Source organism: Mangrovimonas xylaniphaga (assembly GCF_001280435.1).
GTDB lineage: Bacteria > Bacteroidota > Bacteroidia > Flavobacteriales > Flavobacteriaceae > Mangrovimonas_A > Mangrovimonas_A xylaniphaga.
Genome location: NZ_LBIP01000019.1, coordinates 12674 through 39668, shown reverse-complemented (window position 1 = coordinate 39668; position 26995 = coordinate 12674). Strand labels below are relative to the sequence as shown.

Genomic DNA, 26995 nt, shown 5'->3' with positions numbered 1-26995 from the left:
TGCTTGATAAAGAAAGGGAATTCCTAAAACGGGATAAAAGTCAAATATATACTATCCTATATAATTTAAAAATAAAAATAGGAATATCCATAAGATATCTACAAAATGCCAGAAAGTTGCAGACAGTTCTACCCCTAGCATTTCCTTTGAAGAATACTTCTGTTTAAAATGGTTATAAATTACCACCAAAATTGAAAGTAAGCCAGCCACTACGTGCGCAATATGAGCTGCGGCAATGATGTACACAAAGCTCATGGTAACATTGCTGGTAGGACCTGTAAAATTATACCCCAAGCCAATAATTTGGGAAAAACCTAAAAATTGACTGTAAATGAACACCACACCCAATACAAATGTCAAACATAAAAACAGAGTCGCGAGACTTCTATTGTCCTGTTTTAAGGCACGCTTTGCTAAAATAAAAGATATACTACTTAACACGATAACCACCGTGCTCACAATAAAAGCACTCGGCAACTGAAAATCATTCAGCCAATCGGGGCGACTTTTACTCACAATTACGGCACTGGTTAATCCTGCAAAAGACATAAACAATGAAATGATGCCAAACCATAGCATCATTTTTTTAGCTCTTGCGTTTTTCTCTTGAAAGGTTCCTTCGGTTAAATCCATTTATCTCAAAAATTTGTCTATAACGTATACTATCTGTAATAAAGTAATGTATGATACACTGGCCAACATCAACTGTCTAGCTGCTTGGGCGGTTCTTTTCTTAAATAGATCCAAGGCATAATACAACATTAGACCGCCTAACAGAAATACAATAATTGCCGCTACTACGGAAAGTTTTAAATCGCCTGTAAATCCAAACACCGGAATGATAGACACCAAAATAGTCCAGATGGAATACATGATGATCTGCACTGCAGTTCCTTTATCGCGCTTTCCCGTTGGCAACATAAAAAAGCCTCCCTTTTTGTAATCATCAAACAAGAACCAACCAATAGCCCAAAAATGTGGGAACTGCCAAAAGAATTGCAAGGCAAATAAAGTACCTGGCTCAATTCCAAAGTGATTTCTAGCGGCTACCCACCCCAACATAAAAGGAATGGCCCCAGGAATTGCCCCAACAAAAACCGACAATGGTGTTTTGGTTTTTAATGGCGTGTAAACACTGGTGTATAAAAAAATGGAAATGGCCCCATACATGGCCGTTCTTGGATTGATAATGTATAAGGTGATAATCCCCAAAATGGTAAACAACACCGCAATTGCAAACCCTGTGTTTACCGACATACGTCCCGCAGGAATCGGTCTGTTTTTGGTACGGTCCATCTTGGCGTCCAAATCACGCTCAATAATCTGGTTGAATGCATTGGAAGCTCCCACCATAAAATACCCGCCAAAGGCCAGAAGTATCAAAGTGGTCAATTCTATACTTTCGGCACCCAACAAGTACCCCGCTATGGAAGAAAAAACAACACTAACCGAAAGTCTTATTTTAGTGATTTCCTTAAAATCAGAAAATACTGAACTTATTGAAACTGAAGAATTTTTAATACTCAAACCCGTAAAATTTGTCGCTGTAATTTTTGCGTGGGCAAAGATACTTTATTAATTCTTATTGGACAATGCCGTTCTTTGGTTTATTTTGAAGCCTTTAGAATGGGGAATCGGAAGGTTTTAGGACAGCAATTTTATTTTAGAAATCATAATACCAATTGAACAAATCTGTTCTCACACCTAAGCTAAACCAAAAGGTATCCCTATTGGCCAAGGCTGCCGAATTGGTTTCTGGATTGAAGTTTCTAAAACTAATATTGGTGAACAACTTCAAATTACTCACTGGATTGATAATGTATCCTGTTTGCAATTCAGCATTGAAACTATTGGTTGTAATCCCCTGCCCTACTTCCACACCTGTATCAAATGAACGCTCATTGTAATTACGATATATATCGCCTCCGTAGCTAAAACTGTCTTCCTCGGTATTGTAATCAAACCCGCGTTTTCCAATAATGAATTTCGCATCGGCAAACCAACGTCTGTAGTTATAACGACCTATGATGACAAGCTCACTAAAATTGGCTCCCCAAAGGTGGGCCATCGATTGGTTGTTATGTCCGTAGTTCAACACAATGGTGTTGTGCGAATAGGTATAAGGCCTTACTCTATTATACTCCAACTGCAGTAACAAATTATCTACTTTGAAAGCGTTGAAATATTTCATCCCTATTTGATATCCGAACTTGTTTTTCCAACTTTTGTTTCCACCCTTAACGTCTCCCAAGGAGAATTCGTCCAAAATAAACTGGCTGTAAAGATTCACCTTATTGTTCCATTTATATTTTGCCGAAGCCCCTACAATAGCATTCCCCGCTCCTTGACCAGATTCGAATTCAAGCGCCCTAAAAAAGATAATTGGGTTTAGATAATTGATATCAAATCCACGTCCGTTGGTATCGGTCCACAACACCGATTCAAAAAAACCAAGGTTCAATCGTTTGGACACATTCCAACTCAAATAATGGTTGGCCATGTATTTCGTCAAAAAAGACTTATCCTCAATAATCTCAGGACGCACATCTTTTAACCACATCCAAGTATTGGTATACTTTATTTTCCAAAATTTGGTGTTCAGTTTAAAAAAGGTATGCGGACTCGCCACATCACTTTGGAAAAGGGAGCGATACCCATCTCCTATAAAATTCTTTCCGTGCCCAAACTGTACATTAATAAACTTTGCAGGCGCATAGGACAAGTATGCTTCGGCCACAGGGTAATCATAGCCTCTATCCTTAAAAGCTTTTCCAATACCCCTAGCCGGAACAATAGCGGGATCAGGCCCAAAAGCCTTTAAGCTTTCGGCATAATCATTAAAATATTGTGCAAACCTCCCTTGACTTTCATAAACTGAAGTTGAAAAGTTTAAAGTCTTCCCTAAACCTCCTTGCACAATCAATCCACGTGTATTGTTATAGGTTGAACTGAAATCGGCCTCAGTATCCTTTCCAACTTGCAAATCAAAAATTGGATCGATGACAAACCAATAATCCTTTCCCTGCACCTGAACCAAATGCTCATCCCAAAGTTTTCTACCCCACCAACCATCACTTCCTTTGACCAAGGATTCCTTTTCAGCCTTAAAATCATAATAAGGCGCCACCTCAGCATACACAAAAGGCTTAGCTGCGGTATGGCTGTTAGTTCCCAACACATTCATTTGACCATCAAAACGCGCATAATAGGTATGGGTAAAAGGGATGTTTAACTGACTGCTGTATTCCAACTTTTCGTACGGTACAATGTCATTATTGATACTATCATATTCTTTGGAAACGGTTTCATTTAAATCAGTGATGCTATGTACCGTTTCTGCCGAGGCATAAGCCTCATTAGAAATTTCCTGAGGATTGACCAAAGGAATTTTTACCGATATGGAATATTGAAAATAGGTTGGATTGCCATTGTAAGTCCCAGGAGCAATTTTTGGAAGTTCTCCAAATACACGTTTCACTTCTGCCTCTAAACTTTCGTACACAGCATCTACATACAATACTTTGAAAACCCCTTTAGCATCCACTTCAAATAAAATTTTAATGTCCCCTTGATAGTTCTCTTCCTGTACTATTTCCGGAACTTGAAAATTATCGAAGATATATTGGTTGATTTTATTATTAAAACAAACTTTAAGATTGTCTATGGATTCGGTTTCACATCCAGGAAAAACAGGGGATTTTTGATAGCTTTCTGTATTTTGGGAAAATCCATATACACAGAAAAACATAAAAAAACATAGAGTGATGTGTTTCATAAAATTCGGTCGGCCTTTGATGGCCGAAATATACTACTTTTTCAAAAAAAGCCCATTAAAAAACCGTTACCCAACAAAGAGTAACGGCTGAACAAACAAAACAACAACAATTTAATTTCTAACCTCAAATATAATGGGTAAAGAATATAGAACATCTACAGGCTTGTTTCGCTGCATTCCAGGAGTCATTACAGGTATTTTATTAATCACTCTTTTGGCCTCATGCTCCAACTCTGTATGAGGGGATCTAGCCCTGACATCTTTAACCTCTCCAGTTTTACCAATCTTAAATTCCACATAAATCTTTTGTATACCGTGAACCCCTAATTCCCATGCGATATCTGGTGAAAACTTTCTTTTTACCAAATTGACAATTTTATTTGACATACATTTTTTTCGAGCATCATTTCCTTTAGCTTTTTCACATCCAGGGTATACTGGAACATCTTCAATAAAATCAAAAAGAACAGGAATATCCTTATCAATCTTAACTACATCAATAGCTCCTGGATCAACAATCTTATCACTTACATTCTGATCTGAAGTTATAACATTTTGAACCGGAAGATTAACAGTTGAATCATCAACTATTATTGGAGGTTCTGTAATCAATTTAGATTTTACTTTTAGTTTCCCGTCTTTTTGTGGCACAGGTTCTTGATAAATTTTAAATTCATGCATCACGAATTCAATCGGAGTCTCCTCATCAACCATAGCCTTTTCATACTCTGGAATCTTGGTTTCAAATTCCATTTCAAAAAGACCATACACTCCGAAAAGGCATAGAATTAACCCAATCTGAAAATATAAGGTAGAGTTTTTTTGTAAATTTACCTCATGCTTTTGTGATTTTGTCACGGTTGTAATGCTCTACCCAGCATTACAACGTTCTTTGTTAAGATTTTTCATAATATTGAATTTAAGATGTTAATATTATGCCAAAACACAAGAAACATACCAAAAACAAAAATCCCGCCTAAAACTTAGACGGGATTTTTAAAATTATGAAATTTCTCTTCTTAATCCTGAACTTGGAACAAGATTGGTAACGAATACGGTACTGTTACCGCTTTACCTCTTTGCATACCTGGTTTCATTTTAGGAAGCATGCCAATAACACGTTTTGCTTCTTTTTCCAAACCTGGGTGTGGTGCTCTCGCCATAATATTGGTTATCTCTCCATTTTTGTCTATCTTGAAAATTACGTTGATACGCTGTCTTCCTGAAAGACCAAGTTCACTAGCCAAATCTGTGTTGAATTTCTTATTTACAAATTGGCTGATTTTTTCAGACATACATGCTTTTTTAGCATTGTTCCCCTTTTCTTTTTCACATCCAGGGAAAACTGGTACGTTTTCAATAACAGCAAAAGGAACCTCGATATCCTCTTCTACTTCTTCCACAACTACCTCTTCAACTTCTACAATTTCTTCTTCCTGACTAGTCTCAGAAGATTCGATTACGGTTTCCTCAACTTCCACTTCATCCTCTACAACCTCAATAATTTCAGGAGCTGCTGGTGGTGGCGGCGGTGGTGGCGGTGGTGTTTTAAGCTGATCGGTAATTGGGATTTCTTCCTCCAATTCCTCGTCCATGGTCAACTGACCTATGTCAATTGCAGCCTTGTCGTACGTTTTGTAGTTAATTGCCAAATTGGTTAGCAACAACATTAAAGCCAAGCCCACTGCGAAATAAATCGAGCTATTTCTGCCTACGTCGGCCTTGGTAGTTTTTTTCGGTTCCATATCTTAAAACATTTAAGAATGCTAAAATAACCAATTAATAGTTAAAAAAGCAAGCGATTATTTTAATTTAACTTAAGGTTCACCATAAGCTTTATGATGATTGTGCCCACTACAACCCCTATAAAATTGGCCAACATATCGTAGGCATCTAAGGTTCTTGTAGTTGACAATGTTTGTTGTAATACCTCAATAATAATGCCATAAAGCACAATTATTGTCCCTGAAATCAAAATTTTATGTTTCACTTGGGTTTGCCTAAAAAAATTAAACCCCAACAACATAAAAACGGTATACGCTCCAAGGTGATACAACTTATCATCAAAGGATGAGCCCAGACTTGGCATTTTGTGAATGTTTACCAGGCTCAAAGAAGTTAATGCTACCACATAAGCAAGCAGTAGTATTAACGCAATGGGCTTAGGCACCGATGAGCGCTTTATAATCGTCAGCAGTCATCAATCCTTCCAATTGCGAAAGGTCTGAACATTTTACCTTGATCATCCATCCTTCTCCATAAGGATCGCTGTTTACCAACTCAGGAGCGTCTTCCAAGGCTTCGTTAAATTCGATGATTTCACCAGATACTGGCAAAAACAAATCAGATACAGTTTTAACGGCTTCTACAGTTCCAAAAACTTCTTCTGCCTCCAAAGTTTCGTCCAATGTCTCAACTTCTACGTAAACAATATCTCCCAATTCGCCTTGCGCGAAATCTGTAATTCCTACAGTTACAACATCGCCTTCTACTTTGACCCATTCGTGGTCTTTAGTGTACTTTAAATCTGCCGGTATATTCATTTTGTGTGTAATAATTAATTGGCACAAAAATAATTTTTTAAAACCTGAATCACCTAATTTTCTCTGATTTTTTTCAATAGAAAGCGGCTTCGTTGGATTAATTTCCGAAATTATACCTCAGCGTGATCCCAGACCTAATGGTTGTTTGTGGGAAGGCTGTTGAAATCGCGTAGTCTGAGAACGAATAATCAAAATAGAAAATTCCTGTTAAGTATTTACTGAAGGCATAATCGGCCTTATACTTTACCCCCCACAAAGTTTGTCCAGAGGTCACTTGATTATTGTCCAAATCCAAATACCTTATAATAGTCTTGTTGTCCCTTACCGACACATCCAAGGACATGTTCAAATCACTCTTAATGATTTGCTGCGGACCTGCAAGTTTGGAGCGGATACGCACATCCTTAAAGCGGTAACCTAGTCCCACAATATATTCCTTCCCTTGGATTTCGGTCATCAAGTTATTGTCGAAACTTAATGATAGGATTCTGTCTTTCTTAATTTCTCCAAGAATCTTCACCGAATTCTTCATTTCAAAATCAATACGCACAAGCGGACTGAACTGCTCTTCCAAATTGATGTTACTATATAAGGTTCTGCTCTTAAAGTTGCCAGACTGATTGAACACATCTGGATCCTGACTATCATAATCCAAAGTTGGATCGGCAGCCACATAATCTAGATTGGTGCGGAACTGGTTAATTGTATAACTGGAACGGTAGCCATGGGTAATTGAGAAACGTTTGAAGTTCTTCTTGAACCACTTCATCTTCATAAACCCGGTATACTTCAACTGCCAGTTTGGAATTGGAAAATCCCTAAATGCCGATAGTTTTACATTATCTGGATTGGATCCTGTGTAGGCAGACACAAAGGCTGGCAATAATACTGCCTGACTGTTCTTACCAAAACCTAATGGATAGCCTTCTGCATCCAATTCGTACGTATTGTTACCATAAAACTCCTGCGCCAATCTGTGGGCAATCACCATACGGTTTGCTCTAAAGTCGTTAAAGGCATCCGACTGAGTTTCATCACTGGTACTAAAGGCAGTTTTAATAAGTGAGGTTGTAATGTTGAAGTTTCCATAGGAATTTTGGATTAAGGAGTTATAATCCAATTCTCCATCGGCATCCATATCTTCAACCCTAAAGTTCTCGGTCATGTTTTCAGAATACAATCTCCCCCCAGTGATATCAATCTTTAAATCTGGAATCAATTCTACATTGGCAGAATAATCCAAAGTTTGATTAGTCAATTCGGTATACTGTTGGTTGAAATTAGGGAATACGGTTAACCAACCATTTCTAGCCGCCATATCCCTAATGTCTCTTTGGCTTCCAAAAGTATATCCAAAAGTAGGCTTGGTGGTCCCTATAAAGCCAGGTGTTCTTGTATATCCCGGCAAATAGGTTCCATTATTTTCAGAATAATTTATCTGAACTCTTTTCACCATGGTCAATACATCCACGGCAGCACCTACTACTTTACTTTGCTTCTTGTTGGACTGGTTACGGGCATCGGCACCATTTACCACACGCTTACCATCCTTATCTCTAGTTTGCGGCTGTCTAGTTGTACGCCTAGATTTTTTCTTCACCAAACCTAAGTAGCTATAAAGCTTCTCCATATTAAGCGAAGAATTGATAGCATGGGTATTGGCATTTTGGATAGAGTTCCCCAAATCGTAATAGCTGGTCACGCCATCTTCATCGGTATACTCAAAATTGGTATTCAAATCCGATCCTTTTTGCCATTGGAAATCTCCAGTATAGGAATATGTCGCATTTAAGAAACTTAAAGTTGGAATTTTGTTCAACGGAATTTCATAGTTCAACTGGAACTGTTGGTTCTGAATGTTTGGATCTCCCAATTCAAAGAAGCCATCCCAAACATTTAAAGTTGGATCTTGCCTTCCGTTGATTTGATCATCGATAAAGTAATTCCTAACAATATTGTTATTGGAAGCATTAAAATTGAAACTCAAATTATCGGTCACAGCATAATTTAAGGCATACTGAAAATCGAAGGTATAGTTTCTTCGGTAAAGCTCATCAATGCCAATATTGTTTCCAGTAAGTTCAACTTCCCTAAATTTTTGTTTGTTGAACTGGCGAATGATATCTGTATTTACAGAGAAACTTGTAGGCATCACATTTAAGTTGAAATCCTTAAGAATCTTCCAATATCTTCCAGTAAACAAGGAATCATTCTTCTTGAAAGGCTCCACCTTCTTAGGTGTAAAATTATAATTGTAGTTCACCCCTGCCCTTACTCTTTGATCTAAGGAATTCTCAATCTCAAAGTCGCGGTGTTCAACTTTATTATAAGAATAGTTGAAAGTCAAGTTCTCTGGATCGTACACATGCGGTTTTGCCTCGGCTGCCCTTTGCTTTTTCACACCAATAAAATTAATGCTCTTACGTCTTGTGTAATCTTCAGATTGTTCTCTTATCTGTTTTTTCTCTTCTTCTGAAGTGGCCGCATCCAATCGTGATTCCAAAGTAAGGTCATTATAATACTGATCGTATTTTGGTGTAATCAATTCCTCTTCCTGCCCATAGTTGAACGGCACTTGAATACCCCATTTCTTAGGTAACAATTGTCCAAGATTTACATTGGTCACTACATTGTACTGCTGAACATCTTCCCTACTTCTTTCATTTGGTCTTTGCTCTACCGAACCAAAACCAGAGGTACTTTGTCTACCTGTAGCACTCACATTGGCAAAATCTGCCACGTTACCATCCACGCCTACCACGGCAGCCCAACCACCTTCATTATGTAAATCGGATAGACGTAATTCATTAAACCAAACCTCTCCACACACATCATAACCTGAACCTCCTGTTTGGGCAGATGTAATATTTTTTAAACCTACCATCAACACTCTAATGTCTCCGAAATTAGGGTTACCTTTAATGGCGATACGCTGTTGTCCAGATGTATATTCTGAAAATTCAGATACTGGGTTTTCACTCACCGAACCATCAATAACATCATAGAATGTTGGATCGTCATTACTTAAAGTTCCGTCAAAAATTCCTTTAGACTTGATTTGTTGCAATAGCTCCAATGGCAAGTTGATTTCGTTTTCCTCTGGCCACACTGCAGTTGCAGAAATTCCTCCAGAAGACACCTGCAATGGTACTTCAATTTGATAGAAGTTATCCGTGAAATCGTTACCCATTCTAATAAATCCGACCAAATCGTTATCATTCAAGGTACCAGACTCCCCATTTTCAGCATGCATAAACATTCTCAGTTTTTTATACTGACGCATGTCTATATTAATGTTTTTGAATACCCCTTTGGAATCTGTAGCTTCCAATTGACAAGTCTTTACAACTAGAGATTGCTCATTTTGACGAACGATATTATTGTTGTTGTTCAACTCTTCCAATTCCACACCAGGAGGCAACACATAATTCCCTTCATTCTCTTGAAGTCCAACAACACCTGTACTGAATTCTAAGTTCGGGCTTTCATTGGTAGGGTCATTATCCAAATCTCCAGTAAAACGACGCCAATCGCTACGTACCAAATCCAAAGTTGCGAAACGTAATACCGTTGGTTGGGTAAATTCCTTTAAATACATACGGGCAAAACGCACCGATCTAATATCGGTAATTCCCCCTACGGCAACTCTATCAGACGCGTTGATAGGAATTCTAAATTGATACCAAACCACTTCTCTGGTTTCACCGTTAGGCAAGGTTACTTCTCGGGTTTTGATATCGTTGATTTTTTCGTTGTTCTCGTTTAAAGTGGAAGGCTTAATATCAATGTTATACTCAAAATAACTATTGATCGTGTTCATGGTATTATCTCTGTTGATGTCCTCTACATCTGGCTGAGTAGTTGAACCTCTATTTGTATCAGTAAACGTTTCAGGTGAATTTCCTTCGGTACCATTATACTTTTTATAGCGCTCAAAAATATCTCCTTCCGTATTTAGGAAGTAAGTATAGTTATCCTTCGCAGGGTCTTCCCCAAAGTTTCCAGCTACACCCAACTCACTCAACATTTGGGCTTCTTCAATATCGTCGTAACCGTCATACCCAACATCTTGGTTGGTACGCTCCTGACCTGTTGTGGCAAATGTGTAAATCAAAGATTGGTTCTGCGGCACTACGTAAGGCTTGTCAACAGACAAGTTGTTCTGAAGAAAGTCAATATTCCCATCTTCTGGCAATCCATTCTCAAATTGCTTTTTACCATCCTTAAGAATGTCCTCAGAAATATTCCCAAGGTTGATACTTAAAGTTCCTCCTGGGTTTGATGGGTTGTCCAAGAATGGATCCTGAACCCAGAATTCAATGTATTCTACGTTCGCCTGCTCAAAATCGGTTGAAGTAATCTGTCTAGTAATCCCCGCCCAAGAATTAATTGGATTGTCCAATTCACCATCGGCAGCAGAAGCTTCAAAGTTGTATGGTCCACGCTCCGAAGGATAGTAAGCCAAATCCAAGGTGTAGATTACCGTACTTTGCCCTTGCACCAAATCTACTTGAGGGAATACTTCATCTATAAATACCCTTCTCGTATAAAGGTTAGAAATATCGTCATCGTTAATTCCGGTAGGTCTCTGCGTACTATAGAAAATAGGGTCAATGGTATACCAGTTCAAAAAGGCACGGTCAAAACCATTTTGTAGCCCATTGTCGTCTTCTCCACCAAATCCGGGATAATTGCGTCCTAGTCCAACAGGTCTACTCGACAGGTACCATGTCAACGGCGACAATAAATCGATGGCACCTTGTGTTCCTTCAAAATCGTCAACATAGGAAGTCGCTTCGTTATTGAAATCGGTTCCCTTTGGGGCTCCAGGCAATAAATAAGCAAACTCTCCCCTTACCGACATATTGGATGGCACATCCGTATCAATGTTTGGCAACTTGTTAACCATCCTAGTCAAAAATGGCACTTCGGTAGAATAGTTCCCATTCAATCCTAAAATAGTATTGTTGATTGGCTCCGAATTATAGTTGGCCTTTTGGGTAATTGGACGCTCACTTAAATTCAAGAAAGTTCCTCCCAACACAAAATTCTCATTGAATTGATGCTCCACATTCACCCCTGCAAAGCGTCTTGTCTGTTGCCCAAAAACGGCATTGTTTTCAACAGATACATTGATAGGCGTATTAGATGCCTTTAAAGCCTCATCCAAAATTTGAACACGCCCCAATTGGTAGTTCACCGTATAGTCAATTCCTTCAACCAACACACGTCCCCCGGCAGTTACCACTACCGAACCTCTTGGTACATTAAAAGCCCCTAATGGAATACCATCCCCTCCAGAAGATTTAAATCGTCCTTTAAGTTGGAACTTGTTCTTTTCAGACTCGTCCAAGGCCGCCGTTTTGGTTTGCTTATAGAGAATGTCGTATACATATTTCTCCTGGTTGGGGTTAGTATACGTATCCTGTTCGTAATCTGCATCGTTGTTGTTAGGGTTGTTGTCATCATCCAAGACATCAAACAGGTAACGTCCAAAAGGCTCCACTTTGGTGAAGATGATTTTTCCATTTTGTGTCAATACGGTTAGCCCTGGCACAAAATCGAAGAACCCATCCCCATCAAGTTGTGGATCATTATTGTAATTCAATCGGTCTAAGTGGAATAACCTAATTAAAGGGGTTTCACTTATTGCTGTATCGTCTGTTGGATCTGTCGTGTTGTTATGGAATGGCGGAAAAGTAGTTCCGTCCACCGGTAAAATGTAGTTGACAGGAGAAGCTTCCGTGTAAAAAATGTTCAGTTTAAAATCTTCCTGACTCAATTGATATGCTCCAGTATCGTAGATGTTTTTCATCATCAAGTCCCAAACAGGCTGCTCCACATTGGTAACGGCACTCTTAAGCATTTTTAAAACAAGCCCCTTATTACTAACAATTTGATTTTCAGATCCTGAATCTTGACTAACTTCTGTAGCTTCCACGCCATCATTGGCAAATTCACCAACTTGGTAGACCTGGTTTCCAACCGTATATTGGAAAGCGACTGCTAACACTTCATCGTTCAGCAATCTTTGGTTTAAGGAAATGTACCCCAATTGTGTATTCAAAATATAGTCAGACCCCTGCTGAAGCTTCTTGGCATTTTCCAATTTACCAAAATCGAAACCTTCATTCGCAGGTGTTAAAATACCTTGTTCAACCGTGGTGATATCCCTTACCGCATCGGTTAACTGTGACCCCGCACCTCCAATATTTAAAGGGTCGAAATCGTTGTTTCCGTTATCTGGATATGCTCCTCCAGGCACATTCACAAATCCAGCTGGTGGGGTAGCAAGCCCAATAATATCGGATTCTCCCAAATCTTGGAAGGCCACAATATTTCTAACATTATCCGTTTGATTGCTTCTGTTGGTTACCCAAACTTCAATCCTGGTAATTTGAATATTGTTGTTGATGTATGGATATCTATTTAAGGCCTCATCGTAGTGTTCCCTAAAATATTGAGACAAGAAGAAGTGGCGATTTTCATCATAGTCCCTTGCAAAGAATTCAAATTCTTCCAAAGTACCTCCACCTTGTGCCACTACGGACTGCGATTGTGATTTTTGCTCAGAGAATACAGCGGTTACGGTAGTTTTTCCAAATTGTAATTCGGTTTTTACCCCAAATAAACTCTGCGCTCCCGTAATCAAGGAACTATTTAAAGGCATGCTCACATTACCCACCTCAATTTTTCTGATGATATCATCTTCGGTAGGCGTGTATTCCAATTTTATCAAGTTCTGGAAATCAAAGGTAGATTCGGTATCATAATTGGCGGTTACCTGAAGTCTTGTCCCTACTTTTCCCAATAAACTCAAACTAATCCTTTGGTCAAAATCAAAAGTAAAGTTGCTTCTGTTCCTTGGAGAAAACGTTGGGTTGTCCTGCTTTGTGTAGAGTACCCCCAAATCCATTTCTACCGATCCTTGAGGCACTACTTCAATAGTATTTCCTCCAAACACCGATTCAAAAAAGCCGGAATTCACATAAAATTCTGGCAAGAGATTTTTTTGTTCTTCTTCACTCCCCTCTTTTTTACCTTCTGCCGCATCAATTTTCTGTTTGTAATATCCCTTTTGCTGTTCCTGCAAGACCAATTTATAATATTCTGCAGGCGTTAATATAATGGGGTAATTAATGTTGAATTTCCCCACTTTTTCAGTGTAAATGTAACGGTCTGTTACAGGGTCATAAGTATATTTTGAAACAATGCTATTGGGATTGGGAAGTGTCATCCTTCCCATGGAAAAACCTGTTTTGGTTGTATCTTGTTCTTCTGGTTCCTGCGCGAAACCGAAAAGGCTAAAGAGCATTACGATACTAAAAAGCAGGTATGATCGGGTTGAAATAGTATAAATCGGGTTATTTGTACTCAAATCTCTATTATAATTTTTTTAAAGCTTCCTTGATAAGGCTTTCCACACTCGCATCTGGTTGGTCTGAAATGATCTTGTCTACCACCTTTTCAGCCTGCTTCTTATTAAATCCTAGAACTTCTAATGCTGATAACGCTTCATCCTTGTTGGTATTGCTTTGAGGCGCCGAAAGTTCATCAATATCATAGACTTTCAAAATTTTATCTTTCAAGTCCAAAATAACTCGTTGTGCTGTTTTGGCTCCAATTCCCTTTATAGACTGTATCAAGGCCACATCTCCAGTAGCGATTCCCTCCCTAACTTGTTTTGGGGTTAAGGAAGATAACATCGTCCTTGCCGTATTGGCCCCAATCCCGCTTACAGAGATCAACAAACGAAAAATCTCTCTTTCAGAAATAGAAGAAAACCCATAAAGGGTATGGGCATCTTCCCTTACCTGTAAATGGGTATATAACTTCAAATTTTCTTGATCTGGAATTTTCGAATAGGTATGTAAAGAAATATGGAGTAGGTAGCCCACTCCATTACAATCTATGGTGACATCGGTTGGATTCTTTTCAACAAGTTTCCCCTGAATATGTGTAATCATTAAATAGCCTCATTTAAACCTCTCAAATGTAATAAAATTATTTACAATGAGAGGAGGTTACTTTTCTTCTGACGCCTTGAGTTCCTGCTCCCTTTTTTCTTTTTGCTGGGCATCGATAACTGCTATGGCCGTCATGTTTACAATCTCATCCACACTGGCCTCCAATTGCAAAATGTGCACTGGTTTGCGCATCCCCATCATGATAGGCCCAATGGAATCTGCTTGGTTAAGCTCCTTCAAAAGTTTATAGGTGATATTGGCCGCTTCAAGATTCGGAAAAATAAGTGTATTTACCTTTTTACCAGCCAATTTTGAAAACGGAAATATATCCTGCAACATTTCACTGTTCAGAGCAAAGTCTGTTTGCAATTCTCCGTCAACAATTAAATCTGGGTAATATTTATGAAGATACTCTACGGCATCTCTTACTTTAGTGGTACGTTCATTTTTGGAGGAACCAAAGTTGGCATAGGAAATCATGGCCATGACTGGCTCCATTCCAAACATTTTCACAATTTTAGCCGTCATTTGGGCAATCTTCGCCAAATCTTTTGAAGACGGATCCATATTGATTGCGGTATCACTCAAAAACATTGGGCCACGGCGTGTCATCATTAAGTTGGTTGTAGCAACGCGGGTAGCGCCTTTGGCCATACCAATAAGTTCCAGCATAGGCTTAACAACCGAAGGATAACTACGTGAATACCCAGAAATAAGGGCATCGGCATCGCCTTCGTTTACCATCATTGCCGCAAAATAATTGCGTTCGCGCATTACTTTTTGTGCAGAATACAAAGTCACCCCTCTGCGTTTGCGCTGTTGCCAATAGACCTCGGCATATTTATTTAGGCGACCTAACTCCTCATCCGACTTTGGATCGATGATTGGCACGTCAGCATCAAAATCGATCTCTAGCTTTAGCTTTTCAATCTCTTCCCTACGCCCTAAAAGTATTGGAAAGGCAATCCCTTCTTCGTGGGCAATTTGTGCTGCTTTCAACACATCCAATTGATCTGCCTCTGCAAATACCACACGCTTCGGATTCATTTTGGCGCGATTCAACAATAATCGAACCACTTTATTATCCGAACCTAAACGCTCCATTAGTGATTCTTTATATTTATCCCAATCGATAATAGGTTCTTTGGCAACACCACTATCCATAGCAGCTTTTGCTACAGCTGGCGGTACTTCTGCAATTAATCTTGGATCGAATGGCTTTGGAATAATATATTCCCTACCAAAAGCCAAACGAGTTTCACCATAGGCTATATTTACTTGTTCTGGTACCGGTTCTTTGGCCAATTTTGCCAAAGCCACTACGGCAGCCATTTTCATTTCTTCGTTTATTTTTGTAGCACGCACATCCAAAGCTCCCCTAAAAATAAATGGAAACCCAAGCACATTGTTTACTTGGTTAGGATGGTCACTACGTCCTGTGGCCATGATAATATCGTCTCTTGTATCAATGGCCAAATCATAAGCAATTTCAGGATCTGGATTGGCCATCGCAAACACAATAGGATCGCTTGACATTGATTTCAACATCTCTGGCGAAACAATATCGGCAGTAGAAAGCCCAATAAATACATCGGCATCTACCATAGCTTCGTCAAGGGTATCAATGGCTCTATGTGTCGCGAATTCGGCCTTTTCAGGAGTTAAATTTGTACGATCCTTTCTAATTACACCTTTACTGTCCAACATCACCATGTTTTCAAGTTTGGCTCCACAAGCCTGATACAATCTAGAACAGGAAATAGCAGCTGCTCCAGCCCCACTGATTACAATTTTAACTTCTTCTATTTTTTTCTCTGCCAGTTCCAAAGCATTGATTAATGCTGCTGCAGAAATAATAGCCGTTCCATGCTGGTCATCGTGCATCACCGGAATATCCAACTCTTCCTTTAGGCGACGCTCTATTTCAAAAGCTTCTGGCGCTTTGATATCTTCAAGGTTGATACCTCCAAAAGTAGGCGCTATGTTTTTTACCGTTTGGATAAATTCGTCAATATTTTCAGTGTTTACCTCAATATCGAACACATCGATATCTGCAAATATTTTAAACAACAATCCTTTACCTTCCATCACGGGTTTGGAAGCTTCTGGGCCAATATTACCTAGTCCCAAAACGGCTGTTCCGTTGGAAATTACAGCTACCAAATTTCCTTTGGCGGTATATTTATAAACGTTATCTGTTTTTTTAGCGATCTCTAAACATGGTTCCGCTACTCCAGGGGAATAGGCCAAGGACAAATCTCTTTGACTGGCGTATTTTTTTGTAGGAACTACTTGAATTTTTCCAGGAGTTGGCTTGGCATGATACACCAAAGCCTCACGGCGTTTGCTTTGTTTACTCATATAAAATTTGGATTAATATGAATTACAAATGTAATAATCCTGTAGATGAAACTCTAATCTTTTAGAAACTGAATATTTCTTTTTAATCCAGTCAACTTAGTACGCTTAACTGCAGACTTTTTAAAGACTTTGTTGAAGGTTTCTTCGGTGATTTCCTCCCAATCTTTTTTGGTCATGGAGAGCAAATCTGGATGAGGATTGAAAAGCGGCTCACTGTGAGGTTTTGAAAATCGGTTCCAGGGACAGACGTCTTGGCACACGTCGCAGCCAAACATCCAATGGTCAAATTTCCCTTTGAATTCTGTAGGAATATTGTCTTTCAGTTCAATAGTGAAGTAGGAAATGCATTTACTGCCATCTACCACGTAGGGATTGACAATGGCTTCCGTAGGACAGGCATCGATACAAGCGGTACAACTTCCACAATGATCGGTTGTTGGCGCGTCATATTCCAACTCAAGGTCTACAATCAGTTCTGCAACAAAATAGAAGGATCCTACTTGTTTGGTGAGGAGATTGCTATTTTTTCCAATCCATCCCAAACCAGATTTGGCGGCCCAAGCCTTATCGAGAACAGGAGCAGAATCTACAAAAGCACGTCCATTGACTTCGCCAATCTCTTCATTTATAAACTCAAGTAATTGTTTTAATTTATCCTTGATGACAAAATGATAATCGGTTCCGTAAGCATATTTGGATAACTTAAAGGAGGTATCTTCCTGTGTTTTTTCGGGGAAATAATTCAACAGTAAGGAAATGACACTTTTACTTCCTTCAACCAGCTTTGTAGGATCCAAGCGCTTATCGAAATGGTTTTCCATATAACGCATTTCACCATGCATGTTACTGTTAAGCCATTGTTCCAATCGAGGAGCTTCGTCTTCCAAAAACCCAGCCCTACTGATGCCACAGGACAAAAAACCAAGTCGTTTTGCTTCGTCTTTAACACTTTTTGTATAGGATTGTAGGGGTTTCATTTGGCCAATGTACAGCGAAAAAACTAAACAATAAAGCCGACCTAAGTCGGCAATATCATTTATTATTTAAAAGTCTATCTGTATTAACTCATTCTAGTTACCATAAGGTCCACTTGCAATATCCTCAACAGACCAAATTTCTCCATCCCGAGTTACAACGTAAGCTGTATTTTTTACAATTTCGAGAGATGTTGGTCTATCTAAACCTGTGGCTATTTCGCTAAACGTTCCATCTTGATTGGCCTTAACCAAAGCTCCCGTATTTTCAAAAGCTTCGGATCCTTCTCCAAGACCATTCCATGTCCCTTGGGAAAGCGCAAACAGACTTTGGCCAAGACCAAACTCTACATCCACCAACATAGAAGCTCCTGAAGCTACCGGCGGTGCATAAGTGGAATTTTCCGTAAAATAAACCACCTTGCCATCTTCTGGATAATGAGGCACTGGGCCAGTCTCTGCCATATAAATTTTGTTGCCAGAAACTGCCAAGCCTGTAGGAACAATATTAGGAAAGGCTCGCATTTCTGTAATCTCTCCTGAAGTGGTGACATGCAATACCCGATTGTGATGCCCATCGGTTACCAAAAAACCTCCTTTGTAAGTTTCTATGGCATATTGCACGCCCATCGGTAAAAAGTAGCTTGTGTTTGGTGGATTTGCTTCGGAAAATGCTCCGAGATCCGCAATCACTGTAAAGCTATTTGGGCCATCGATTCTATAAATTCCAACCACATCGGGAGTCCCGAAAAAAGGTCCAACTAAAGACACTATCACGTAGCCTGTTCCTCCAATAAAGGCAATGTCCATGGCACCTCCTATACCAACGGCAGGTATCATCGTTGGGAAGCCACTGGCAAATGTTGTTTTCTCCCAAGTTTTTAAATTAAATCGAGAGATTTCTCCCGTAAGGGTTTCAGTTACGAATAAATCTCCACCAGGTCCAATGGCACTTCCTGCACCACCAACAATTCCCTCATACATCATTTGGGGAGTCCCTGGACTGGAGGCCGCTTTTGAAGATGAAGCAGACAAAACCGATTCAGTTTCCTCATCTGTTAGTTCATTGGAACTGCACGAAAACAGCAATCCAAGTAGCACCAAAAAAGAAATAAGCTTGGTTACAGAGAGGATAGGGTTCTTAAAAAAATAAACTGGAGCTTTTAGTGAAAGGCATTTGGTTAACATAATGATACGTTTTAAAGTTATACTTATTGCTATCAATCAGTACCAAGTGGCTTTAGAGAGTATTTAAAAAATTAAAAATGAATTACTAAAATTACGTATAAAGTTCAGAACCGACTATCATAAATCCTCCAACAACTTGTAATTTTCAATCATTTACTTGAAAATCAACAATCCTTAATATAGTATGGCTTCGTGCTTAAGCTTCTTAAAGATTAGGATAAAACGCCATTTCAACATCCACCGGTTTTAAAGTGATGAGCGGATTGATTTTCACCTTGGATTTGTTTGTGGAAATGTCAAATTTTTGAAGAATGGCATTAATGGCCAGTATCATTTCAAACATGGCAAAATTGTTCCCAATACACAAACGAGGGCCAGTGCCAAAAGGCATATATGCAAAAGCTGTTGATTTTCTATTTTCCTCTGAAAACCTATCTGGATTGAACACTTCTGGAGTATCCCAATACATTGGGTTTCGGTGCATTTCATAGATAGAAACGCCTAGCAAGGTTCCTTTTTTGATATGAAATTCTCCTAAAGTATCATCTTCCAAAGCTACCCTATCGGTAATCCAAGCTGATGGGTATAAACGCATGCTCTCTTCAATACATTGTTTGATGTATATAAGTTTTGGCAGAACATCAAAAGCTTGGGTAGCATCCGTGATAGGCAATGAATTGGCTTTTGCCCTTGCTAGCTCCTTAGGATTTGTAGCCAATAAAAACAACGTAAAGGTCAAGGCATTGGCTGTAGTTTCATGGCCTGCCACAAACAAAATCAAAATTTCATCAATGAGTTGGTTGTTACTCATGTGTGAACCATCTTCATATTCTGCCTTCAACAGCATGTCTAACAAGTCATCATGCTGTTCCTTTGACGCTCTTCGTTGGACAATTATATTTTCAATAATCTCCCTACTCTCTTTAACCAACTTCTGGTGATATTTCATATCCCCTTTTAAGTGATACCACAAACGTTTGTGGGGTTGGCGTATTTCCTTAACAATGAAGTTTTGAAGTTCGGCAATGATAAACTGAAGTCGGTTTAGGGTATTTTGATCGGCAGAAAAATTAAAAAGTGATTTGGCAACCACTTCAAAAGCCAAGGTATTCATTAACGGATATAGAGCTTCCATTCTATCTATTGGAAAACTGTTTACCTGCTCATCGATGGTTCTATCAATAATGGCCACCAACTGTTTCAATTTATCCTTATGAAATGCCGGTTGGATCAACCGTCGTTGCTTTAGCCAATAACTTCCCGTAGAAGTCAGTAGTCCATACCCCACATATTTCGAAAGAAACTGGGTTTGCAGTTTTGATTTCTCATACAGCTTGTGTTGCTTCTGCAGAATATGCTTCGCAATCTTTGCATCTTTGGTCAAGATAATTGGTGAATTGAAAGGCGTTTTGATGCTAAACGATTCTCCACTAGCCTTAAACATTTCCTTATGGAATGGAATTGGGTTCTTGGCAATTTCAGATGACTTCAGCACAAAATTTAAAAAAGAAACCTTATTGGGATATGTGTACTTAGTCATGAAAATCAATTTGAGGAAATGTAAAATCTTTTAAAATAATCCCCCTTGAATACCCCCTTTAACTCTCCCAAGATGTTTATAGGCCAATTCAGTCACTTCCCTCCCTCTTGGGGTTCGAATGATAAAGCCTTGCTGAATCAAAAACGGTTCATAGACCTCTTCAATGGTTTCTCCACTTTCACTTACTGCCGTTGCCAAAGTGGTAATTCCAACAGGACCACCTTTAAACTTATCGATAATGGTGGTCAAGATCTTATTATCCATTTCATCGAGTCCGTGGGCATCCACATTAAGCGCTTTTAAGCTAAATTTGGCAATTTCTATATCAATCCTACCATTTCCCTTTATTTGCGCAAAATCACGTACCCTACGCAGCAATGCGTTGGCAATACGAGGTGTTCCTCTACTCCTACCTGCAATCTCTATAGCCGCTTCCATAGAAATTGGCACATTTAAGATATTGGCACTACGTTCAACAATGGTAGATAACAATTCCGTAGAATAATATTGAAGTCTACTGCTAATACCAAAACGGGCACGCATAGGCGATGTCAACAATCCAGATCTTGTAGTGGCACCTATAAGTGTAAATGGATTTAAGTTAATTTGAACGGTTCTGGCATTAGGGCCAGATTCTATCATGATATCAATTTTATAATCCTCCATGGCCGAGTACAGATACTCTTCCACAATAGGACTTAAACGGTGGATTTCATCAATAAACAATACATCCCTCTCATCTAAGTTGGTCAACAAACCGGCAAGATCGCCAGGCTTGTCCAAAACGGGACCAGAAGTCACCTTGATACTTACCCCAAGTTCATTGGCTAAAATATGGGCCAAGGTCGTTTTACCAAGACCCGGAGGGCCATGAAACAAGGTATGGTCTAAAGCATCACCTCTAAGGTTGGCTGCCTTTACAAAAATCTTGAGGTTTTCCAACACTTGATCCTGCCCTGTAAAGTCATCAAAGGACAGGGGGCGCAAGGCCTTTTCAACATCCATTTCCTCTGGGGAAAAGTGTTCATTGGAGGGGTTTAAATTGTCATTCATATAAAAGCAAAGATAAACAAAAAGCCTTTCTGAAAACTCAGAAAGGCTTGATATGATTTATAAGAAATGAATTCTCTTAGTGTTGTAATTCTTCTTCTCCGTCCATTAATGGAACGTTTTGAGGTACGAAATCCGCCTCGTGACCTGGCTTACTGTAATCGTATGCCCAACGGTGTACGTGAGGAATTTCACCTGGCCAGTTTCCGTGAACGTGCTCTACTGGAGTAGTCCATTCAAGGGTGTTGGATTTCCATGGGTTTTGTTCAGCTTTCTTACCAAAGAACATGCTACTAAAGAAGTTGTACAAGAATACCAACTGGAACGCTCCACCAATTAAAGCAAACACAGTAATTACTACGTTTACGTTTGCTAAATCGTCAAACAATGGGAAGTTAGAGTTCGTATAGTAACGTCTTGGTAAACCTGCCATTCCGATAAAGTGCATTGGGAAGAATACTCCATAAGCACAGATAGCAGTAATCCAGAAATGGATATAACCCAAGTTTTTGTTCATCATGCGTCCAAACATTTTTGGATACCAGTGGTAGATACCAGCAAACATACCATACAATGCAGAGATTCCCATTACCAAGTGGAAGTGAGCCACTACGAAATATGTATCGTGAACGTTAATATCCAAAGCACTATCCCCTAAGATGATTCCGGTAAGACCTCCAGTAATGAACGTAGATACCAAACCAATAGAAAACAACATAGCAGGGTTCATTTGTAAGTTACCCTTCCAAAGTGTCGTGATATAGTTGAATGCCTTTACAGCCGATGGAATTGCAATCAATAATGTTGTAAAGGTAAATACCGACCCTAAGAATGGGTTCATACCTGATACGAACATGTGGTGACCCCATACGATGGTTGATAAGAATGCAATTGCCAAAATTGACACTACCATGGCACGGTAACCAAAGATAGGCTTACGTGAGTTGGTAGAGATAATTTCTGAAGTAATCCCCAATGCAGGTAACAATACGATGTATACCTCAGGGTGACCTAAGAACCAGAACAAGTGCTCGAACAATACTGGAGAACCTCCTTGGTAATGCAATACTTCACCTTGGATAAAGATATCAGATAAGAAGAATGATGTTCCAAAACTTCTATCCATGATCAATAACAAAGCTGCAGATAATAATACCGGGAATGAAATAATACCGATGATAGCAGTTACAAAGAAAGCCCAAATAGTCAACGGTAGACGTGTCATAGACATTCCTTTTGTACGCAAGTTGATAACAGTTACAACATAGTTCAAAGACCCTAACAAAGAAGAAGCGATGAAAATAGCCATAGCTACCAACCAAAGTGTCATACCTGCTCCAGAACCTCCTTGTGCCATTGGCAATGCAGAAAGTGGCGGGTAGATAGTCCATCCTGCTGCAGCTGGACCAGCTTCAACAAACAAAGACAATACCATGATAACACTTGACAAGAAGAACAACCAGTAAGATACCATGTTAAGGAATCCTGAGGCCATATCTCTTGCTCCAATTTGCAATGGAATTAACAAGTTACTGAACGTACCACTCAAACCAGCAGTTAATACAAAGAATACCATGATGGTTCCGTGAATAGTAACCAAAGCCAAATAAATATCGGCATCCATAACACCGTTAGGTGCCCATTTTCCTAATAATGCTTCAAAAAGAACATTAGGTTCTTCCGGCCATGCAATTTGCATACGGAACATAAGCGACATAACAATTCCGATAATTCCCATGATAGTACCTGTAATCAAGTACTGCTTGGCAATCATCTTATGGTCCATACTAAAGATGTACTTAGTTACGAAAGTCTCTTTATGATGATGCCCGTGATCGTCGTGAGCGTGAGTATCTGCGTGTGCTGACATAATCTTATATCGTTTTAATCTTTTTTAGTTAGCTGTTATAGTATTCTTAAAAGTTGCTTGTTCCTTAATCCAAGCATCATATTCCTCTTGTGTTTCCACAATGATCTTCATTTGCATATTGTAGTGAGATTTTCCACAAATCTTGTTACACAATAGCAAATAATCAAATTCATAAGGATCTAAAGCTTCATCGCCACCAGCAACTAACTCTTTACTTTTCTCTGTTCTAATGTCGTTGATGTTTTTCACTTTATCAACGATATCTGGGTTTTGACGCATTTCAGCAGTCGTGATCGTTGGAGTGAATGCAAACTGAGTAATCATACCAGGAACACAGTTCATTTGTGCTCTAAAGTGTGGCATGTAGGCAGAGTGCAATACATCCTGAGAACGCATTTTAAACAATACAGGTTTTCCAACCGGTAAGTGCAATTCTGTAGTGATCACATCGTCTTGAGCATTTGGATCTGCTTCGTCCAAACCAAGGATGTTGGCACGGTCGTTATCAATCAATCTTACGTTAGCCATACCCAATACATTGTCTTGACCAGCGTAACGTGCTTTCCAGTTAAACTGTTGTGCATACAATTCAACTACTAAAGGATCGGCATCTTCATCTACATTCATAATGCTTGTCCAAGTGAACAAACCGTAGATAATCAAACCTGCTAAAGTAATTACTGGAATAATAGTCCAGATAGCTTCCAATTTGTTGTTATCTGCATAGAATAAAGCCTTTCTTCCTTTTTCACCTTTGTATTTAAAGGCAAAGTAGTGTAATAAGAACTGAGTAATGGTTTGTACGATAAAGATAATTACCAATGAAATGGTCATTAAGTTATCGATTTGTGGTCCGTGTTCTGAGGCAGAATTGGACAATAATGGTAAGTCTCCCCATTTAACGATACTCACGATCGTTATAACATAAATGAAGACTAAGAAACCTATCATTAAATAGCCATTAAGTTTGTTGTCCTTATCATCGGCAATTTGAGAATTTGAAGCACCCACTTGGGCCAAATCAAATATCTTCACCATTTGCCAAATTGCAATAGCTATAAATAGTACTATTATAATTGTTAAAAAAGCAGTCATTGTCGTTTCTCTTCTTTATTTAGTTATATTAATAATGGAAATGTTCACTCTCTTTGATGTATGGATTTCCTTTGGCCAATAAAGGTGCTTTTGTCAAGGCGGTAAATACCACAAAGATGAACAATCCACCAAATAACAATATTGAACCAATTTCTGGAATTCCAATAAACCATCTGTCTCCTACAGTTGCCGGCATGATCATGTTGAAGATATCTAGGTAGTGACCTGCAAGGATAACTACACCAGCCATAACAACAAACCAAGGAATACGTTTGTAATCACTGTTCATTAACAATAATAATGGGAACAAGAAGTTCATGGCAACCATACCTAAGAACGGTAATTTGTAATCCTCTAAACGAGTTACGAAGTAAGTTACCTCTTCTGGAATGTTAGAATACCAAATCAACATGAACTGAGAGAACCATAAGTATGTCCAGAAAATAGAAATACCGAACATGAATTTAGCTAAGTCATGCAAGTGGCTATCATTTACAAATGGCAATAAACCTTTGTTTTTAAGATAAAGTGTAATCATAGCAATTACGGTAATGGCACTTACAAACATACTAGCAAACACATACCATCCAAATAATGTAGAGAACCAGTGAGGGTCAACACTCATGATCCAATCCCAAGACATCATAGATTCTGTGTAGATGTAGAATACTAAGAACGCTGCAGAAATACGGAAAGACTTTTTGAAGTTTTTGTTATCATCGGCATTATCCTGGGCAATAGAAAATTTACGAGCAAAGTGACGGTATAGAGACCATCCTGCAATAAAGATAAATCCTCTAATAGCAAAGCCCCAAGTGTTCAACCATCCCGCTTTACCTTGGATCAATTTATCGTTAGCTACAACTTCAGGATCCATCCATACAAATAGATTGTAGTGCCCAATAGTTCCAGAGGCTACACCAATCAATACTACGATTATTGCTCCAGGTAATAAATAGGCCGTTATACCTTCCATCACTCTGAACAATACTGGAGACCAACCTGCTTGAGCTGCAAACTGGATAGCATAAAACGCCAAAGCTCCAAGTGCAATCATCATAAAGAAGAAGGCTGCTACGTAAAGCGCAGACCAAGGTCTGTTGGCAATTTGGTGTTGCACATGCTCTATATGCTTTTTATGTGCATCTTCATGGTGAACTTCTTCACCTGCATGTCCTTCAGCTGCATGTGTGTCATGTGAAGCTGCAGGTGCTACATGAGCTGCTTCGGCATCATGTCCTCCACCGTGGTGGGCACTTTCAGCAGCAACTATGGCTTCTACCTCTTCAAAAGATTTATGAGATGTCATAAAACCAATAACAACTCCTATCGCTCCGATAATCATTAATGCGATAGAGAATGTCTTTAATCTATTTGAGAATGTGTACATGTCTTTATATAATCTTTATCAATCTTATTTTTCTAATTTCGCTTTTAGGTCTAAAACGTAAGCAACTACATGCCAACGCTCTTCCTCACTTAACTGATTGGCATATGAACCCATCGCATTTTTACCGTAGTATATAGTATGGTAGATACTACCTTCTGTGATCGCGCGTCCAGCATCGTCATATCTAGGGATACCCAATATCTTTTCACGCTTTACCAAGTTGCCTTGGCCATCACCTTTATTACCATGACAGATTCCACAGTAGATGTCGTATAGTTCTTTTCCTTTAGCCAAATCTACTTGAGTAGAATCCAAAGGACTCATTAAATTAGTTTTTGCTAGGGCATAGCCTTCCGCAGTGTTGTCAAAATCGAATGGTAAGTAACCTCTTGCCACGGATCCTTCTACAGGAACTTGAGCTTCCACTCCGTTTGCAAAGGCATCAGACTCTGAATAGGTCTCATATCCAACTGACTCGTACATGTTTGGCATAAACTGGTAGTTTGGTCTTGAATCTTTCTTACAAGACACAAACGCCACTGCTATAATTGATAAAACTGTTATTTTTATTAAGCCTTTCATCTGTAAATTTCTGTTTTTTATTGTCCTCAGATGCAACTCACAAAGCGTTTAAGAAACTTCCAAAACGCTTTGTTCATTTCATATTAATGTGCTTCGTCTTTGTTAACTATATTAATTTCTACTGCACCGGTTTCCTTAAGTAGTTGCTCCAATTCAGCTTCATTACCGTGAACTGAGATTTCCATTAAGAAATGGTCATCTGTAGTTCTTGGATCCGGGTTCTCAGCATTCTTGAATGGCCACATTCTACTACGTAGGTAAAACGTGATTACCATTAAGTGAGCTGCAAAAAATACAGTCAACTCAAACATGATAGGCACAAATGCAGGCATGTTTTCTATATAACTAAAACTAGGTTTACCACCAATGTTTTGTGGCCAGTCCTCGATCATGATGAAGTTCATCATAGTGATGGCTACCGTTAAACCAATACATCCGTAAATAAAAGCTGCAATAGCTATACGTGTTGGTGCCAATCCCATCGCCTTGTCTAGTCCGTGAACCGGAAATGGCGTATAAACTTCTTCTATATGATGTTTCTCAGCTCTTACCTTCTTCACTGCCGACATCAACACATCGTCGTCGGTATATATTGCGTGAATTACTTTTGATGAAGATTCCATATGCTGCAATTAGTTTTTAGAGTTGTTAACTTGACTT

At 39.1% G+C, this 26995-nt stretch carries 19 protein-coding genes; all 19 read right to left on the bottom strand.

Going from position 1 to position 26995, the window contains the following annotated elements:
• Positions 1–51 precede the first annotated feature (51 nt).
• The 19 genes from ZA06_RS14025 to ZA06_RS13935 all read right to left on the bottom strand — a co-directional run bounded on the left by ZA06_RS14025 (position 52) and on the right by ZA06_RS13935 (position 26958).
• The gene (locus ZA06_RS14025) at positions 52–633 is read right to left on the bottom strand and encodes a cytochrome c oxidase subunit 3 (protein ID WP_053978126.1); all 582 of its coding nucleotides are present in this window, start codon (positions 631–633) and stop codon (positions 52–54) included.
• Positions 634–1521 carry a heme o synthase gene (cyoE, locus tag ZA06_RS14020; RefSeq protein WP_053978251.1) on the bottom strand — a complete coding sequence of 296 codons (888 nt, stop codon included), beginning with the start codon at positions 1519–1521 and terminating at the stop codon, positions 634–636.
• 142 nt (positions 1522–1663) lie between these two features.
• Positions 1664–3775 (bottom strand): energy transducer TonB, encoded by a 2112-nt coding sequence (locus ZA06_RS14015; protein WP_053978125.1) that lies wholly within the window; start codon positions 3773–3775, stop codon positions 1664–1666.
• A 111-nt stretch (positions 3776–3886) separates the two neighbouring features.
• A complete protein-coding gene (locus ZA06_RS14010) occupies positions 3887–4528 on the bottom strand; it encodes an energy transducer TonB (RefSeq protein WP_205625714.1) in 642 nt (213 codons plus the stop codon).
• 266 nt (positions 4529–4794) lie between these two features.
• A complete protein-coding gene (locus ZA06_RS14005; RefSeq protein ID WP_053978123.1) occupies positions 4795–5520 on the bottom strand; it encodes an energy transducer TonB in 726 nt (241 codons plus the stop codon).
• A gap of 62 nt (positions 5521–5582) precedes the next feature.
• Positions 5583–5864 carry a VanZ family protein gene (locus ZA06_RS14000; protein ID WP_053978122.1) on the bottom strand — a complete coding sequence of 94 codons (282 nt, stop codon included), beginning with the start codon at positions 5862–5864 and terminating at the stop codon, positions 5583–5585.
• 73 nt (positions 5865–5937) lie between these two features.
• On the bottom strand, positions 5938–6318 hold the full coding sequence (gcvH, locus tag ZA06_RS13995; RefSeq protein WP_053978121.1) for a glycine cleavage system protein GcvH: 381 nt from the start codon (positions 6316–6318) through the stop codon (positions 5938–5940).
• Between the two features lie 97 nt (positions 6319–6415).
• The gene (gene sov, locus ZA06_RS13990) at positions 6416–13696 is read right to left on the bottom strand and encodes a T9SS outer membrane translocon Sov/SprA (protein ID WP_053978120.1); all 7281 of its coding nucleotides are present in this window, start codon (positions 13694–13696) and stop codon (positions 6416–6418) included.
• A 7-nt stretch (positions 13697–13703) separates the two neighbouring features.
• Positions 13704–14285: a Holliday junction branch migration protein RuvA gene (gene ruvA, locus ZA06_RS13985; RefSeq protein WP_053978119.1), complete on the bottom strand. Its 582-nt coding sequence runs from the start codon at positions 14283–14285 to the stop codon at positions 13704–13706.
• A 57-nt stretch (positions 14286–14342) separates the two neighbouring features.
• On the bottom strand, positions 14343–16646 hold the full coding sequence (locus ZA06_RS13980; RefSeq protein ID WP_053978118.1) for an NADP-dependent malic enzyme: 2304 nt from the start codon (positions 16644–16646) through the stop codon (positions 14343–14345).
• Between the two features lie 53 nt (positions 16647–16699).
• On the bottom strand, positions 16700–17623 hold the full coding sequence (gene queG, locus ZA06_RS13975) for a tRNA epoxyqueuosine(34) reductase QueG (RefSeq protein WP_053978117.1): 924 nt from the start codon (positions 17621–17623) through the stop codon (positions 16700–16702).
• Positions 17624–17716: 93 nt separating this feature from the next.
• Positions 17717–18808, bottom strand: coding sequence for a ScyD/ScyE family protein (locus ZA06_RS13970; RefSeq protein WP_053978116.1), 1092 nt, complete (start codon positions 18806–18808; stop codon positions 17717–17719).
• Positions 18809–19013: 205 nt separating this feature from the next.
• Entirely contained in the window at positions 19014–20348 is a 1335-nt protein-coding gene (locus ZA06_RS13965) for a cytochrome P450 (RefSeq protein WP_053978115.1), read from the bottom strand.
• A gap of 30 nt (positions 20349–20378) precedes the next feature.
• The gene (ruvB, locus tag ZA06_RS13960) at positions 20379–21401 is read right to left on the bottom strand and encodes a Holliday junction branch migration DNA helicase RuvB (protein WP_053978114.1); all 1023 of its coding nucleotides are present in this window, start codon (positions 21399–21401) and stop codon (positions 20379–20381) included.
• Between the two features lie 76 nt (positions 21402–21477).
• Complete coding sequence (locus ZA06_RS13955; RefSeq protein ID WP_053978113.1) at positions 21478–23268, bottom strand: cytochrome c oxidase subunit I; 1791 nt, start codon at positions 23266–23268, stop codon at positions 21478–21480.
• A 24-nt stretch (positions 23269–23292) separates the two neighbouring features.
• On the bottom strand, positions 23293–24363 hold the full coding sequence (locus ZA06_RS13950) for a cytochrome c oxidase subunit II (RefSeq protein WP_053978112.1): 1071 nt from the start codon (positions 24361–24363) through the stop codon (positions 23293–23295).
• 28 nt (positions 24364–24391) lie between these two features.
• The gene (locus ZA06_RS13945; protein ID WP_053978111.1) at positions 24392–25753 is read right to left on the bottom strand and encodes a hypothetical protein; all 1362 of its coding nucleotides are present in this window, start codon (positions 25751–25753) and stop codon (positions 24392–24394) included.
• A gap of 24 nt (positions 25754–25777) precedes the next feature.
• Positions 25778–26335 (bottom strand): c-type cytochrome, encoded by a 558-nt coding sequence (locus ZA06_RS13940; protein WP_053978110.1) that lies wholly within the window; start codon positions 26333–26335, stop codon positions 25778–25780.
• Between the two features lie 83 nt (positions 26336–26418).
• On the bottom strand, positions 26419–26958 hold the full coding sequence (locus ZA06_RS13935; protein ID WP_053978109.1) for a DUF3341 domain-containing protein: 540 nt from the start codon (positions 26956–26958) through the stop codon (positions 26419–26421).
• Positions 26959–26995 lie beyond the last annotated feature (37 nt).

Excerpts from the sequence above, each read along its gene's own strand:
- ZA06_RS13955 (WP_053978113.1), bottom strand. The coding sequence starts at position 23,268 with ATGTCAGCACACGCAGATACTCACGCTCACGACGATCACGGGCATCAT.
- gcvH (WP_053978121.1), bottom strand. The coding sequence starts at position 6,318 with ATGAATATACCGGCAGATTTAAAGTACACTAAAGACCACGAATGGGTC.
- ZA06_RS13945 (WP_053978111.1), bottom strand. The coding sequence starts at position 25,753 with ATGTACACATTCTCAAATAGATTAAAGACATTCTCTATCGCATTAATG.
- ZA06_RS14025 (WP_053978126.1), bottom strand. The coding sequence starts at position 633 with ATGGATTTAACCGAAGGAACCTTTCAAGAGAAAAACGCAAGAGCTAAA.
- ZA06_RS14015 (WP_053978125.1), bottom strand. The coding sequence starts at position 3,775 with ATGAAACACATCACTCTATGTTTTTTTATGTTTTTCTGTGTATATGGA.
- ZA06_RS13965 (WP_053978115.1), bottom strand. The coding sequence starts at position 20,348 with ATGACTAAGTACACATATCCCAATAAGGTTTCTTTTTTAAATTTTGTG.
- ZA06_RS13980 (WP_053978118.1), bottom strand. The coding sequence starts at position 16,646 with ATGAGTAAACAAAGCAAACGCCGTGAGGCTTTGGTGTATCATGCCAAG.
- ZA06_RS14010 (WP_205625714.1), bottom strand. The coding sequence starts at position 4,528 with ATGGAATTTGAAACCAAGATTCCAGAGTATGAAAAGGCTATGGTTGAT.
- ZA06_RS14005 (WP_053978123.1), bottom strand. The coding sequence starts at position 5,520 with ATGGAACCGAAAAAAACTACCAAGGCCGACGTAGGCAGAAATAGCTCG.
- ruvA (WP_053978119.1), bottom strand. The coding sequence starts at position 14,285 with ATGATTACACATATTCAGGGGAAACTTGTTGAAAAGAATCCAACCGAT.
- ZA06_RS13950 (WP_053978112.1), bottom strand. The coding sequence starts at position 24,363 with ATGACTGCTTTTTTAACAATTATAATAGTACTATTTATAGCTATTGCA.
- ruvB (WP_053978114.1), bottom strand. The coding sequence starts at position 21,401 with ATGAATGACAATTTAAACCCCTCCAATGAACACTTTTCCCCAGAGGAA.
- ZA06_RS13935 (WP_053978109.1), bottom strand. The coding sequence starts at position 26,958 with ATGGAATCTTCATCAAAAGTAATTCACGCAATATATACCGACGACGAT.
- ZA06_RS14000 (WP_053978122.1), bottom strand. The coding sequence starts at position 5,864 with ATGCCAAGTCTGGGCTCATCCTTTGATGATAAGTTGTATCACCTTGGA.
- ZA06_RS13940 (WP_053978110.1), bottom strand. The coding sequence starts at position 26,335 with ATGAAAGGCTTAATAAAAATAACAGTTTTATCAATTATAGCAGTGGCG.
- queG (WP_053978117.1), bottom strand. The coding sequence starts at position 17,623 with ATGAAACCCCTACAATCCTATACAAAAAGTGTTAAAGACGAAGCAAAA.
- ZA06_RS13970 (WP_053978116.1), bottom strand. The coding sequence starts at position 18,808 with ATGTTAACCAAATGCCTTTCACTAAAAGCTCCAGTTTATTTTTTTAAG.